Source organism: Bacillus sp. JJ634, from assembly GCF_036962285.1.
Taxonomy (GTDB): Bacteria; Bacillota; Bacilli; order Bacillales; family DSM-1321; genus Peribacillus; species Peribacillus asahii_A.
Window position 1 is genome coordinate 1 of the sequence record NZ_JBALMU010000070.1, and the last position, 15,229, is coordinate 15,229.

Below are 15,229 nucleotides of genomic sequence, written 5' to 3' on the forward strand. Positions count from 1 at the left end.
CCTATATATTAACGATAAATTCAACGATGCCTTGGATTTACAGTTTTATTCGGCTAAATACAATGAATTGGATACCATTGTGGAGCTTGCTAAAGGTAAAACTTTAAGTGGATATTTGACTTATCAAGTATCACCAGGTAAAAAATTAGAATTAGTGTATAAAGATTTTGATAGTTTCGATAGTATTACATTTTTTGGAACTAACTAACACAACTCATTCTATGATATAGAAAAAGACTGATCGCAGAATGCTAGTGATCAGTCTTTTATTATTTACCCTTATTAATGGCTAAGTTTTTTTGCAACACTATGTATTTTTGCGTTAACAAAACTAACTACGACAAACACGATAAATGAAATCACGATGGATAACACAATGATAGGCATACCGAGTACAATTCCAATTTCCGCTGCTTTAAAGCCATTATCATTTACAGGAGCAGAAAACAAAAGTGTATTTTTATACCATTTTTTCAAAATAACGAAAGGAATTTCACCTAATAATAGCGAATATTTAAAGTTATAAATTATTGAAAGTTCGGTGCAACTATGTCTTTGATAACAAAAGATTTGTTAATTAACTTCTTATTTACTATTCTTCCTTTATTTTTAGTACAAATGATTTATTTTGCCAAATATTCTTATAGATTTGAAAACTTCAAAAGAAGGACATTTGCTATTTTTCCTGTCGTCTCCCTTATTCTTTGCATGATATTCCCTGTTGCTACAGGGCCTTATTATGTATGGGATCTTCGTTGGGTTCCCTTTATCCTAGGTTGGTTATATGGCGGATATAAATTAGGAATTCCTTTATTATTCTTAATGTTATTCATTCGCTTTTGGCTAAATGGCGATAACGGCTTTTATATAGCCTGTATTACTTTCTTTTCTTTTTCTATTGTACTATTCTTTATATCCAAATATTTTTCGCAATTTTCCGTGAAATATAAAGTGATAATAAGCAGTTCACTAACTTTTATCGGCTTAATGCTCTCCCTGTTGGTATCTGAGCAACTATTTAACATAAACAGAGGAGCAAATCTATGGGCACAATATATTTCCATTCAAATCATTGCAATGGTGTTTACGAACTTGCTGTGGGAAGTCATCCAAGCAAATTTTCAAGTATTACAAAAGTTAGTGAAAGCTGAGAAATTACAAATAGTGAGTCATCTAGCAGCTAGTATTTCTCATGAAGTTCGTAATCCCCTCACCGCAAGTAGAGGATTTATCCAAATGCTATCTGAAGAAACCTCTGACCAAAAAAGAAAGCAATATACAGAAATTGCATTACAAGAATTAGATCGAGCCACAGAAGTAATCAATGATTATTTAACATTTGCTAAGCCCGCACTTGAGAAGGAGGAAAAGATCCATGTTGCAGAGGAGATTCAGCATGTCATCAATATCATTACTCCTTTAGCTAATATGAACAGCATACAAATCAAACTATCTTTATTAGAAAATGACCAATATGTCGTTAAGGGAGAGCGAAAAAAGTTTCAACAATGTTTAATTAATATATTAAAAAACGGCATAGAATCTATGGAGACTAACGGAAAATTGCACGTGATCCAAACCAGCAATCAGGATATGATTCAAATCGATATTCGAGATGAAGGATCAGGTATGACACAAGAACAAATCAATCGCCTTGGGGAGCCCTATTTTACAACCAAAGAAAAAGGAACAGGACTTGGAATGATGGTTTCGTATAGTATTATTAATCAAATGGATGGTCAGATTACAGTCGGAAGTGAACAAGGACTAGGAACTTGCTTTTCTATCAAGCTTCCTATTTATCAATAAATTTTTTTTTAAATTTTTGTTGTACACCTTCCAGATTTATGATATTTTAAATATAAATTTTAAAACTATTTAGTTAATTCACTAGGGGATCCCTTGATAAGGGCTGAGAATAAAGTAGTTACTTTTAAACCCTCATAACCTGAACAGGTTCGCACCTGCGTAGGGAAGTGTTCGTTATTCTTTGTGCTTATTTGTGTACAAATAACAAAACCACTTTCCTATTTAAGGTTAGTGGTTTTTTTGCGTGTACTACTAGTAAAAAGGAGTAAACGAATATGAAACTGATTGCCGTAACAGATGATTCACATACGGTTGACGCGCTAACAAGTATTATTTCTTCTATTCAAAATATGGTGGATTATGTCCATATTCGTGAAAAATCAAAAACGGCTCATGAAGTTCTGTCACTCATTCAGCTGTTAGAACAAGCAGGTGTAAACAAAGAAAAACTCGTCATTCATGATCGCTTAGATATCGCGTTACTCACACAAATATCAAATATCCATCTTCCATCGCATAGTCTCCCTATCCAAAAAGTGAGAGAAAACTTTCCGCACTTACGGATTGGTCGTTCGATTCATTCTGTAGAAGAAGCAAAACAAGCGGAAACAGATGGAGCGGATTATGTGTTATATGGACATTGTTTTGAAACAGATTGTAAAAAGGGACTAACGCCAAATGGCATACATACTATTAGCAACATGAAACAAGCACTAAACATCCCTGTATATGCCATAGGTGGAATTACTCCAAATCTAGTACATGCTCTTCAACAACTAAAAACAGATGGTATTGCGGTTATGTCGGGCATTTTTTCTTCACCCAATCCCTATGCATCCGCATTAGATTTTTCTAAATTATGTAAGGAGAATTCATGTGAAAACAAATTATGAAGTAGCTATTATAGGCGGTGGAATTATCGGCTGCTCAATTGCCTACTATTTAGCGAAAGAACAGATTGATGTTGCTGTGTTTGAGGAAAAGCAACTAGCTAGTAAATCGACAAGTGCAGCAGCTGGTATGCTAGGTGCTCATTCAGAATGCAATGACCTTGAGATTTTCTATCCTTTTGCAAGAAAGAGTCAACTAGCCTATTTTCAGCTTCAAGATGAGCTAAAAGAGCTAAGTGGTATCGATATTGAGTTAAGAAAAGGCGGCATTTTTCAGCTCGCTTATTCAGAGGCTGAAAAAAGTGAGCTAAGCTCTACCCTCTCCCTTCCTACCGTCAGATGGTATGACAGAGATAATGTAAGACATGAAGAATCTTCTGTCTCAACAAATATTATCGGAGCCGCTTTTATTGAAGATGATGTGAATGTCTTACCTAGTTCTGTTTGTCAAGCTTTTGGAAAGGGTGCTCAAGTATTGGGGGCATCGGTTTTTGAACATACATCGGTTTTCTCGATTCAAAAACAAGACAGTTCCTATACGATTAAAACGAGCAAAGGAAATTTCCAAGCTAAATATGTCGTTGTCGCAAATGGTGTATGGAGCTCTAATTTTTTCCATCAGCTTGGTTTAACCAATACGCTTACTCCCGTCAAAGGCGAATGTGTATCAGTTTCAAGTGAAAAGCCGCTTTTAAAGCATACATTGTTTCATGAGCACTGCTATATTGTACCTCGAAACAACGGCAGACTTGTACTTGGAGCCAGCATGGTCGAAAATGATTGGAATGAACAAGCAAGTCTTGGCGGCATCGAGAAGCTCATTGCTAAAGCAAAAACGATGCTCCCGTCCATCATCGATATGAAAATCGAGTCCTTTTGGGCAGGGCTTCGTCCACAAACGTTTGATCAAAAGCCATTTATCGGTCATCACCCTGATGATGAAGGCATTTTATTCGCCACAGGACATTATCGAAATGGCATTTTGCTCGCTCCTGCCACAGGACAAATGATTCGAGATTTTATTATGAAAAAAGAAATAAAAAAAGATTGGATAGAAGCCTTTAGAATCAATCGCCAAAAGAGGTGAAATCATGAAGTCGATTCAATTAAACGGAAAAACTATTGAACTGCCAGAAACCATACACTGTATTCAAGATTTGCTTGAATTATATAAACTGGAAAACCGCATTGTTGTCGTAGAAGTAAATAAAGAAATTATTTATAAAGAGCAATACACAGCACAAGCATTATCAGATCGAGATACAGTAGAAATTGTTCATTTTGTAGGAGGAGGATGATAATCATGTTAAAAATAGCTCATCACACATTTCAATCAAAACTTTTACTAGGAACAGGGAAATTCCCTTCCTTTGAGGTTCAGAAGCAAGCCGTTGAAGTTTCTGGAACTGAGATTTTAACGTTTGCGGTTCGCAGAATGAATATTTTTGAAGAATCTCAACCAAACTTTCTTGAACAATTAGATTTAACTAAATATAAACTGCTTCCAAATACAGCTGGTGCCAAAACAGCTGAAGAAGCTGTTAGAATTGCTAAACTAGCAAAAGCTTCGGGTTTATGCGATATGATTAAAGTTGAAGTAATCGGCTGTGACAAATCTTTATTACCGGATCCTGTTGAAACACTAAAGGCTTCCGAAATGCTGTTAGCAGAAGGATTTATTGTCCTGCCTTATACCTCTGATGATGTTGTATTAGCTAAAAGGCTTGAACAACTTGGAGTTCATGCGATTATGCCTGGCGCATCGCCAATCGGCTCTGGAAAAGGACTCATCAATCCGTTAAATCTTCAATTTATTATTGAACAGTCTTCCGTCCCTGTCATTGTGGATGCCGGTATCGGTTCTCCAAAAGACGCTGCGTATGCAATGGAGCTAGGAGCAAATGGCGTTTTACTTAATACAGCTGTTTCAGGTGCAAAAGACCCTGTCAAGATGGCACTGGCTATGAAACTAGCGATTGAAGCCGGACACCTTGGCTATGAAGCCGGAAGAATAGCAGAGAAAAACTTCGGTGAAGCAAGCAGCCCTACAACGGGGATGGTGACTTCTTGATTAATCGCTATCAAAAACAAGCATTATTTTTAGGCAATAACGAACAGGAACAATTACACCAAGCACATGTACTCATTATAGGAGCAGGTGCACTAGGATCAGCTAATGCAGAAATGCTTGCACGAGCAGGTGCTGGGACCATTACGATTGTGGACCGTGATTATGTCGAATATAGTAATTTACACCGACAACATCTTTATACAGAAGCAGATGCGATGAATAAGCTCCCAAAAGCAGTGGCAGCCAAAAATCGTCTGCAGCAAATAAACAGTGAGATTACTATTAACAGTCACATTGTCGATATCAATGCCTCTAATATTGAAGCATTTGTCCAAGGTCAATCAATTATTATTGATGCAACAGACAACTTTGAAACAAGAATGGTTGTAAATGATGCCGCTGTTAAACAAGGCGTGCCTTTTATATTCGGTGCCTGTGTAGCTAGTTACGGTCTAACTTTTTCTATCATTCCAGGTAAGACTCCCTGTTTACATTGTTTAATGAACCACTTGCCCCTTGATGGCATGACGTGTGATACAGTTGGCGTTATTGATCCAATCGTTCAAATCATCGCATCGTTTCAAGTGACACAGGCTTTAAAGTTACTCACTGGTCACGAGCTTGTACCAATCCTTCAATCAATCGATATTTGGAAAAGTGAAAAAGCGGACATTACAATCGCCACTATGAAAAATAAACATTGCCCGACATGCGGTGAGAAAGCGACCTATCCATATCTATCATTTGAAAACCAAACAAAAACAGATGTTTTATGTGGTCGAGATGCCGTGCAAATTCGCCCAGGTATCTCCCTTGCGCTCTCACTAGATCGCTTGAAAGAAAGCTTACAATCGTTTGTTACTCAAGTGACGGTCAACCCTTATTTACTATCATGCACATTTGAAGACTATCGAATCGTTATATTTAAAGATGGTCGTGCGATTATTCACGGCACACATGATTCGAAAAGAGCACGAGTCGTATATAATCGAATCATTCAATGTTATTCATTATAAAGACTTTATAATAATGAGGTAAGTATCTATTATAAAAGATAGGTACTTACCTTTTTACATTTATCGATACTATCTTAATAAAATTATAGTATGATAGAAAGCGAATATTATTGTATGGCATGTATTTAAGTCCCTATGAAAGGAAGCTTGCTTTGATTGAAATTTTACTTTTAAACTTTCTTTTTTTACTTCTTCCCGTTTTAACATTTCTTATTTTTTTTGAAAATACATTACCGGCTAGGCATCATAAATTCATTTATATTTTACTTTCAGCTGCTTCCATGTTTTTATGTATGGCCTACCCTATTAAATTGGAAGTAGGATTTATTTTTGATTTACGCTTCGTCCCTTTTCTCATTCTCGCACTTTACAATGGATACAAAATGGTGTTCCCACTTTATGTAGTACTTAATATTTATCGATTCTTTATTGGCGGAGAAGGTGTTATACAGTCGTTCTTGTTCTCTTCTGTTATCTTTATAGTAATTCCTTTATTTACAGGAAAATTCATTCAACTACATTCAAAAAATAGGGTCTTATATGCAACAGTAACAGCTTTTTTCACTATGTTCCTGTACCTTCTTACCTTAAGTTTTCAAGTGCCAATCAATCAGGAATTTTGGGAATTAACATTCTACGCTATCATTACTTACAGTATTGCAATAATGATTATTACTACTTTAATAGAAAAAATTATCGCTAATATGAAAGAGCGAGAAACGTTTATTCATTCAGAGAAGTTAAATATCGTGAGTGAATTATCAGCTAGTGTAGCTCATGAAATAAGAAATCCACTGACTGTTACAAACGGCTTTCTCCAATTATTGAATACATCAAAAACGATAAGTATGGCGGAAAAGAAGTACATTGAATATTCCTTACTTGAATTAGAGCGTGCCGAAAAAATCGTGAGTGATTTTTTAGTTTTTGCTAAACCGCAATCGAACAATATGGTTTACTCTAACTTTAAAGAAGAAATAGAATATGTAACAAATATCATGAAGCCCTATGCAAATATGCATCATGTTGCTATACAAGTAAATTTTAATAACTCATTATATAAAACATTTGATAAAAATCAAATTCAGCAATGTTTAATTAATTTGTACAAAAATGGAATCGAAGCAATGAAAAAAGACGGCGGTACTCTATATATCGATGTTTCAGCACGAAAGAAAAAAATCTTTATCCAAATTAGAGACACTGGAACGGGGATGACAAGTGAAGAAATTGCACACTTAGGGAAACCCTATTATTCTACGAAAAAAGAAGGTACAGGACTAGGTATGCTTATGGTATACAGTACAATCAACAAAGTGAAAGGAAAAATTGAGGTAGAAAGTGAAGTTGGACAAGGAACCACTTTTCTCATTACCATTCCTGTTTGATACTGTTTTCTATTTTTAAACGTCATTAGCTTTTCTTACCGATGAAAATATGCTATAACATATTGAACAGTTCTTATTGCTACAGAACTTGAAAGGATGGCATATATGTTAAATGATTTTAAAAAATTTGCTTTAAAAGGAAATGTTGTCGATCTAGCGGTCGGGGTTATTATTGGAGCCGCCTTCGGTAAAATTGTCTCATCTCTAGTAGAAGATGTTATTATGCCACTGATTGGTTTGCTTCTTGGGGGCATCAGTTTTGCAAACTTGCAATTCGCACTAGGAGATGCTGTTGTAAAATACGGAAATTTCATTCAAACGATTGTTGACTTTTTCATTGTGGCCTTTTCTATTTTTATATTCATTCGAGTATTCAATCGTTTACAAAGAAAGAAAGATAAAGAAGAGATTGCAGAACCAGCAAAGCCTACGCGCGAAGAAGAATTATTAACGGAAATTCGTGATTTATTAAAAGCACAAAAATAAGGAAGATAAGGCTTACGTCTAGCACTTATCTATACATTCAAGTCCCCTTCGATGATATTGAAGGGGACTTGAATGTACATTCTCACAATAACCGTCCTCCGCCTGACGTTACAACACGATTTTGCTGTTGCTCCATCTTTCGTAATAATTTATTATTCTGTTCAATCAATTGAATAAGCCTGCCTAATTGATTTTCGAGCATAGTCATTCTTTGCGTGATTTGTTGTGAATCTACAAACTCCGGCATACTTTAAACCGGATAATTCGGATGTAAATTTCTGTACAGATACATAAACTAACTCCTCTCCCACTGATAGAAGTTTCACTTTATCTTATACACCTACCTCATTAATATCGTTAGTGCTTTTATGCAGAAAGCATCGACTCAACGAATGATTCAATTATTAGAAAACAGCACTAAAAAAGAAAAGATTAAAAAAACACCCCTGATATGGTGAAATAAAATCAGGGGATTACTTTTCTTAAATTTCTTTTGTACCACGACTAAAGCTGTTTAATTTAGCCATCAATGCCATTAACGCTGGTATAAAAATCGGCAGCATGACAAAACTTAGTAGAATTAACGCAATAATAACAGCCGTTGCTATTTCGATGAGTGTAACAACTCCTGAAGGATATAGAGCAGCAAACGTTCCTCCCAAAATAATCGCAGCTGAAATAACAACTCCGCCAATATGACGCGCCGCTTCTATAATAGCTGTCACCTGAAATACACCTTCTTCTATTTCACGGTAGCGCATCATTAAGAAAATACTATAATCCACTCCTAATGCAATGACCATAATAAAACTAAAGAATGGAACATTCCAGCTTAAATAATCCACACCTAAAATTTTTGTACAAATCATTTCAGCAATTCCAATAGATGTACTATACGCTAGTATTAAAGAGCCGATAATGAAAATAGGCTGCCAAAATGAGCGGGTGATGATAACAAGAACAAGCCCTATGCCAATTAACATAATTGTTGCAGTGCGACTAAAATCACCACTAGCAATATCCTGTAAATCTGCATTTTGCGATGTTTTTCCACCAATCGCTACTTGCGCTTTTGATAATTCACTTCCTTTTAACGAAGCTTCTACTTGTTTTTCAATATTTCTAACAACTAACATCGCTTCCGCTGAATAAGGATTCACATCTAAAATAATATTCATTCGAACCGTTTGACGATCACTAGACATATACATATCTAATGCCTTTTGGAAATCCTCACTTTTCATTACCCCTTTAGGAATATACAATTGATCAGATGCCTCTGACTCACTAAGTCCACTTAAATAGCCCCTAGCATCGTCCAGCCCATTACTTACTTCATCCAATCCTTCTGAACTTTTTGAAAGGCCCGACTGTAGTTTTTTCATTTTCTTTTCTAAATCATTTAGTCCAGTTTGCAGTTGTTTTTGTCCTGCATTAATTTGTTGTAAGCCTGATTGTAAATCTGTCGTTTTATTGGCAATCTGGCTAGAACCCTCTGCACCGTCTTGTAAACCACCTTGTAAACTTACCGCTCCTGATTGTAACTTACCTACTCCCGTCTCCATTTGTGATAAGCCCTTGTTCACTTGTGCCAGTGCTGTATTTGCCTCTTTAAAGGAAGATATCGCTGCGTTATATTGAGGTGTTACTTTACTTAACTCTTCAGCAAATTTTCCTAATTGTTCTTTTCCTGATTTGGCAATCCCAATTGTTTTCTGTACATTTGAATCATCGGCTGCTTCTGGGTTAGCTTGAATATAACTTGTCATTAAAGTTTCAATTTGCTCATAACCGGCCTTAGCACCTATTATTGCTTGTTCGATACTAGAAAATTGATTACCGACAGCACTTAATCCTACTTGCAGTTGATTATAGCTTTTAGCTAATTCAGCAGTCCCATTTGATAATGTCCCGACTGTTTCCTTTAATGAAGCGAGACCCGTTGCCAATTGCTCTGCTCCTTTGGCCCCATCATTCATTCCTGCCGTTACTTGATTCATGGCCTCTCCCATGGCTGAAACGCCATTTTGTAATGCACTCGTGCCATCGATTAACTGCTGTACACTGTCTTGTCCATTCGTATTACTTGCTAGCTGATCTCCAGTAGAAGAAAAACCTTCGCTTATTTTCCCAATTCCTTCATTAGCGTCACCGATTCCCTTATAAAGGGTGTTTGTTTGATTATCAATATATAAATCTTCTATTTTTTCACCAGCTGGACGTGTGGGCGTATAGACATTTGATACACCATCAATCTTCAACAACTTATTGGACAATTCATCCAAAATTTGTAGTGACTCTTGGTTATCTAACTTCTGATCTGATTGAATAACTAGAGTAGTTGGTGATGAAAAACCTGGTGGAAAATGGTCATCAATAATCTGAATACCTTGCTTAGATGCATAGGCATCATCCACTTCTAAAAGGTCATTATAACTAAGTATACTACTATACTTTAATAAAAATGGCGTACATAATATCGCTACTACTATGATAGATACGATTGGTCGTAACACCGATTTGCTTGCAAGAAATGCCCAGATACGACTATCTGCATGTCCCTCAAACCGTTTAATCGGCCAGAACATTCTTTTTCCAAGTACAGCCATAAAAAATGGATTTAGAGTAATTAAAACTAGAAGCAGAATTGCCACTCCAATGGCTACAGGAGAACTTGCTTGATAGAGTTTAAACTCCGCCAAAATAAGCGCCATAAAGCCAATAAAAACAGCAATGCCACTATATAAGACCGTTTTTCCTGCTGATTTATAAGTTACTTTAATCGCAGAAAGTACATCCTCTTGCTTACTAAGTTCTTCTTTAAATCGGGTATATAATAAAATATTATAGTCGGTTCCAATTCCAAACAAAATCACCACCAAAAACACTTGTGTAAAGTTGGAAAATGGATAATTAAACTGGTCAACTAAATGAGCAATAATTCCTAAGGAAACAATATAAGATACTCCAACTGTTAACAGAGAAATGACTGGAACAATTGGCGATTTAAAGATAAGAATTAATACAGCTAAAATAAAAATAACAGCGATTTTTTCTGTTGTCTTAATGCCTTCTTGAGAGGATTGAACAAAGTCTTCTCCAACTACTTCACTTCCTGTTAGATAAGTGTTTATCCCTTTTATCTCTATCCCTTTATAAAGGCGATCAGTTACCTCACTTATCGTTCCGGTCTCTCTCTCCACAGATATTTGCGTTAGAATGGTTGTTTGATCTTCAGAAAATAGTTGTTTTTCAACTTCTTTACTATCCAGATGAGAAACAATATCTTTAATTCCTAACTGTTCTTTCTTAACTTTCAATTGATTAATAACTGATTCAATCTGTTCTTTTTGTTCCTTCGTTAATTCATGATCATTTCCACTATTGAAAACAGCAATAACCTGATAGGCTTCATCTCCATTTTCATCCATCTCTTTAATCATCGATTGCGCGACTTCACTTTGTGCATTTTCAGGAATTGTCAATTGTCCTTTGTCTCTTACTAATTGATTCATATCAGGCATTGTAAGAACTGTTATAACCGTCAGTACAATCCATATAAATAAAGACAATGTCCTCCAATTCTTTACTTTCTTCATTGCAGCTCTCCTTTCCCCCTTAGGAATGAATATTCATTCCGTATATTCCAACGCTATCCAAGTCAATGAGCTTTGATAGCATTCCAACAACATTCTTCAATATTAACTAATAGTTCTGGTGTCTCTTCAAGTATATTCATGCGCATTAGTTTAAATAATTGAACAATGGCACCATATACAATCGCTATTAAAGCGTCAGCAGGCATTGAACAAATATCCCCTTGTTTTTTGCCTCTCTCTAAAATCGATCGAAGAAATTCAAGAAAATCAGCAAACAGCTTTTGGCTCTTCTCATCTAAGTAATGAGCGCTGCAATGAGAATCGATAAAATGCAGGGCATGTTCATTATGATTCACAAATTGAATAATTTGAAAAAATATATGACGATGATGTAAACGAATATTTGTTAGATCGTTCGGGAAATTATCCTTGACTATTTCGGATAATCGAGTAACCCAATATTGAAATAAACAATTAAAAAGCGCTTCTTTATTTTCAAAATAGCGATAGATTGTACCCGCTCCTACTTTTGCTTTATCGGCAATCATCGGTATCGTTGTCCCATCGAATCCTCGTTCAGCGAATAAAATTAAAGCTGCGTCTAATACATCATCGCGTTTGTTTGTAATCATATATCTCTCCTTCTAAAAACGGAATGAACGTTCAGTCCTTTTATTATACCGAAAAGGAAATTTGAAAATCAACGCTTCATTTTTAAATCATCCCCCCTTCTCTATATAGAGGGAGTTTTCCACTGCAAATAAAAGAGACTGAACCAAAGTTGGAACAGTCTCTCTGCATTAGATATATTAAGCTTTATTTACGTTTGTTGCTTGCGGTCCACGTTGGCCTTCTTCTAGCTCAAATGTAACCTCTTGGCCTTCTTCTAATGTTTTGTAACCTTCACCTTGAATAGCCGAAAAGTGAACAAATACATCATCGCCACCTTCTCGCTCAATGAAGCCAAATCCTTTTTCACTGTTGAACCATTTTACTTTACCGCGTTCCATTTAATGCAACCTCCTAAATATGTAAATCAAACTACAATTTCGCCTTGCGTCTGTAGTTTGACCAAAAATAAATCATTTCATACATACTACTCGAAAAGTTATTTTGATACAAAAATGATTCGGTTGTTGTTTAATAAACGGATTGTTCGTCCAATGCATATATTCTTCCTAAAGAGGGAAAAACAATGGAGTATTATGTAGAGGTTGTGAGCATATTAATCAATTTTGTAAAAGATATCCGAATTATCTCGAGCTAACTTTTCGCTCTTCTCTATCTCGTATAAATAATGTAGCCAAGTTACTTTTTCTTAACCGTTTATTTTGATACATTGCTTTATCAGCAGTAATGCGTAACTGTCTCATATTACCTAATGAAGAATCCGTATACGCATAGCCTTTGGAAATTTTTAAAGTAAGTGTATTATCTTCTAAATTATATTTCATTAATTCATAATCGATTTGTTTCATAAGTTGAATAACGTTACTTTCCTCTATATTAATCATCAAAATCGTAAATTCATCTCCGCCAATTCGTGATACAATAATATGTTCATTAGAATACTGATTTAAAAACTGGGCAGCACTCTTAATTAATTCGTCTCCTGCCTCATGCCCCATCTGATCATTTATATATTTCAGTTCATCTAAGTCACAGAGAATCATGCCAACGGGTACGTCTACATCTTGGTTGTATTTACTAACTTCCTGTTCGAAATACGCACGATTGTAAATCTTCGTCATATAATCATGCGAAGTATTATAGAGTAATTCCTTTTGAAGTGAGCTTTGTAGCATACATGCTCTTACTTTCTCTTTATGATATAAGCTTGTCACAATAATTCCAATTATTAAACCACTTATTAAACCGACAGCAAACATATGTATACCTCTTAAGTACAGATAATTCCGTAATATTTTTGTTAGTTTATTTCTATGAGACTACCCTAATCCTTTTAATAGAAAAATGATTCTTTACATATAAAAAAACAGCCCCAACATGGAACTGTACTGTTTATTAATTACAATTAAAAAGCCGCAATTGCCGTAGTTCAAGTAAGAAAGTTTTAAACCACCACTCCTCAAAGTGGGTGTTTGCAAAAACATTCCTGTTGTCCAGGTCAGTGACTAGGCTTAACATTCCTGCTTTAATATAAAACTCCCTATTACAGCTTAAAGGTTAAAACTTAATTATCATTACGTACAACGCAGCTTATAAAAGTATTGTACCGAAAAGCTTCAATAAAATCAATGTAATAATTTAACTAAAAGAATTTAAAGAAGCAGCAAAAGATATCCCTAATGAAATACAAGAACAAGTAAAAGAAGAAATTCGAATGGCCAAAGAAAGTCTCCCAAATAAAGAGAAAGACACCGACTAAATGCCGGTGTCTTTGATGCGTTTGTGGCGAGAACCGTTGGGCCACATCCCAACGTTTAGCATAAAGCATATTCTTCGACTTACACAAATTAGCTCATCGCTTTATTAATATAGCATATTGAAAAGGAGAACACAAGTAATTTTTCTCTTATAGCACCATCGTCATTTGTGTTAATTCATCAGAAGACTGAGCAACCTGTTCAAACGCTCGGTTCATTCCTTCAAAAATATTACTTAATTCTGTCATTTCTGAAGCAATATTGACATTTTGTTCTTTAACATTATTCATTGATTCAACAATTTGATCAAAAAAGAGACTCGTCTCTTTCCCTTCTTGTGTGCTTTTTCTAATATCTTCATTTACAACAGAAATCGACGTATTCATAGTGCTTGTATACCGACGAATTCCTTCGACAAGCTTTGAAACCTCCGATACAGAAGTTTTCGTGTGTTCCGCTAATTTCCTTACCTCATCTGCGACAACGGCAAAACCTCTTCCATTTTCTCCAGCTCGTGCCGCTTCAATCGCTGCGTTTAATGCTAGTAAGTTCGTTTGTTCAGCAATCGACGTTACCATTGTAACAATCCGCTCAATTTCCTTAGATGTTGAAGTTAATTGCTCCATTTCTGCAGCGATATACTTCATATTATCCTGTGCTTGATTCATTAATTCCTCCAGCGCTTTCAAACGTCGAAGACCTTCTTTCGACTTTTCTTCCGTTTTAATCGCAATCTCTGAACCTGTTTCCGTGATTTGATGAATCTCAGACACTTTATTACCAATTTGAACACTCGTTGCGCTCGTTTCTTCACTAATAGCAGCCAACCGCTCTACATTATTGTTTACCTGTACGCGAAGCTCTTCTTTCTCTTTATCGTTTTGATGACGAATACGCTTATTTTCTAGTTCATATGCTTCTAATACAATTTGCTGCTCTAAATTAATGATTTTCGTAATGCTTAACGCCATTTCATGATAGTGCTGTACACTATGACAAGTTGGCATAATAATCGTTAATATAGACTGCAGCAGATCCTGAAAGGCACTCATATACCATTTAGGGTCTAAGCCGATTCGAACATGGACATGAGCAATAGTATAGCGCTGTTCCACAAACTGATCATCAAGAACACCTAAAAACATCTCGCCTATATGTTTTTGAAGTGTTTTTTGTAATCGACTAACTGAACTATTATTTTCAATGATCTGCATTAACGAAGACTCTTTTTCAAGATTCTTATAGAAACGACTCACTAAATCTACTAAATGTTCACTAACCGTATCTTGTATAGAACGAATCCTGCATAAGTCTTCTTGTGTTAAATGAATCATATCAACTTGTGTTAATATATTTGAGTATTTATGTAAATCAATTCGAACATCATTTTTATATGTTAAAAAATATTCTCTATCGACAGTAGGTTTATTTCTTTTCCATAAATTTTTCATAGTGCCTCCGATTCTCTTTGCCATCCCAAACTCATTATAGTACTTTTATTGTGCATGATGTATAAATTATGTAAAAATTATTAAGAATATCCGCATTTAACTACTTTTGGACTAGTATTTTATGACTAATAA

General features: G+C 35.4%; 15 protein-coding genes, 1 other RNA gene, 1 pseudogene and 1 riboswitch. Of the genes and pseudogenes, 9 read left to right on the forward strand and 8 right to left on the reverse strand.

Annotation, left to right across the window (positions count from 1 at the left end; genetic code table 11):
- The 9 genes from V7068_RS12120 to mscL form a co-directional block, all read left to right on the forward strand.
- Positions 1-208 (forward strand): hypothetical protein (locus V7068_RS12120; protein WP_499713006.1); only part of this gene is annotated, 208 nt, incomplete at its 5' end.
- 341 nt (positions 209-549) lie between these two features.
- On the forward strand, positions 550-1,809 hold the full coding sequence (locus V7068_RS12125; protein ID WP_499713007.1) for an ATP-binding protein: 1,260 nt from the start codon (positions 550-552) through the stop codon (positions 1,807-1,809).
- 73 nt (positions 1,810-1,882) lie between these two features.
- Positions 1,883-1,992, forward strand: a riboswitch (TPP riboswitch).
- A gap of 92 nt (positions 1,993-2,084) precedes the next feature.
- Positions 2,085-2,702, forward strand: coding sequence for a thiazole tautomerase TenI (tenI, locus tag V7068_RS12130; protein WP_499713008.1), 618 nt, complete (start codon positions 2,085-2,087; stop codon positions 2,700-2,702).
- Complete coding sequence (gene thiO / locus V7068_RS12135) at positions 2,686-3,786, forward strand: glycine oxidase ThiO (RefSeq protein ID WP_499713009.1); 1,101 nt, start codon at positions 2,686-2,688, stop codon at positions 3,784-3,786. The genes tenI and thiO overlap by 17 nt, the downstream gene beginning before the upstream one ends.
- Before the next feature lie 4 nt (positions 3,787-3,790).
- Complete coding sequence (gene thiS / locus V7068_RS12140) at positions 3,791-3,997, forward strand: sulfur carrier protein ThiS (RefSeq protein ID WP_499713010.1); 207 nt, start codon at positions 3,791-3,793, stop codon at positions 3,995-3,997.
- A 5-nt stretch (positions 3,998-4,002) separates the two neighbouring features.
- Entirely contained in the window at positions 4,003-4,770 is a 768-nt protein-coding gene (locus V7068_RS12145) for a thiazole synthase (protein WP_499713011.1), read from the forward strand.
- Positions 4,767-5,786, forward strand: a complete 1,020-nt coding sequence (locus V7068_RS12150; protein ID WP_499713012.1) for a ThiF family adenylyltransferase — start codon at positions 4,767-4,769, stop codon at positions 5,784-5,786. The genes V7068_RS12145 and V7068_RS12150 overlap by 4 nt, the downstream gene beginning before the upstream one ends.
- Positions 5,787-5,938: 152 nt before the next feature.
- Complete coding sequence (locus tag V7068_RS12155; protein ID WP_499713013.1) at positions 5,939-7,174, forward strand: ATP-binding protein; 1,236 nt, start codon at positions 5,939-5,941, stop codon at positions 7,172-7,174.
- Between the two features lie 105 nt (positions 7,175-7,279).
- Positions 7,280-7,660: a large conductance mechanosensitive channel protein MscL gene (gene mscL, locus V7068_RS12160; protein WP_499713014.1), complete on the forward strand. Its 381-nt coding sequence runs from the start codon at positions 7,280-7,282 to the stop codon at positions 7,658-7,660.
- 82 nt (positions 7,661-7,742) lie between these two features.
- Here mscL and V7068_RS12165 read toward each other — a convergent pair whose 3' ends face one another.
- From V7068_RS12165 to V7068_RS12200, 8 genes and pseudogenes are all read right to left on the reverse strand, one after another.
- On the reverse strand, positions 7,743-7,907 hold the full coding sequence (locus V7068_RS12165) for a hypothetical protein (RefSeq protein ID WP_499713015.1): 165 nt from the start codon (positions 7,905-7,907) through the stop codon (positions 7,743-7,745).
- A 235-nt stretch (positions 7,908-8,142) separates the two neighbouring features.
- Entirely contained in the window at positions 8,143-11,259 is a 3,117-nt protein-coding gene (locus tag V7068_RS12170; protein ID WP_499713016.1) for an MMPL family transporter, read from the reverse strand.
- A gap of 62 nt (positions 11,260-11,321) precedes the next feature.
- Positions 11,322-11,891, reverse strand: a complete 570-nt coding sequence (locus V7068_RS12175; RefSeq protein WP_499713017.1) for a TetR/AcrR family transcriptional regulator — start codon at positions 11,889-11,891, stop codon at positions 11,322-11,324.
- A 177-nt stretch (positions 11,892-12,068) separates the two neighbouring features.
- A complete protein-coding gene (locus V7068_RS12180; protein WP_127760028.1) occupies positions 12,069-12,269 on the reverse strand; it encodes a cold-shock protein in 201 nt (66 codons plus the stop codon).
- Positions 12,270-12,512: 243 nt separating this feature from the next.
- Entirely contained in the window at positions 12,513-13,148 is a 636-nt protein-coding gene (locus V7068_RS12185; RefSeq protein WP_499713018.1) for a GGDEF domain-containing protein, read from the reverse strand.
- Positions 13,149-13,295: 147 nt separating this feature from the next.
- A non-coding RNA gene (gene ssrS, locus V7068_RS12190) (6S RNA) lies at positions 13,296-13,484 on the reverse strand.
- 311 nt (positions 13,485-13,795) lie between these two features.
- Positions 13,796-14,314, reverse strand: coding sequence for a methyl-accepting chemotaxis protein (locus V7068_RS12195; RefSeq protein WP_499713019.1), 519 nt, complete (start codon positions 14,312-14,314; stop codon positions 13,796-13,798).
- A 240-nt stretch (positions 14,315-14,554) separates the two neighbouring features.
- A pseudogene (locus V7068_RS12200) lies at positions 14,555-15,121 on the reverse strand (protoglobin domain-containing protein); the annotation flags it as partial.
- Between the last annotated feature and the right edge of the window lie 108 nt (positions 15,122-15,229).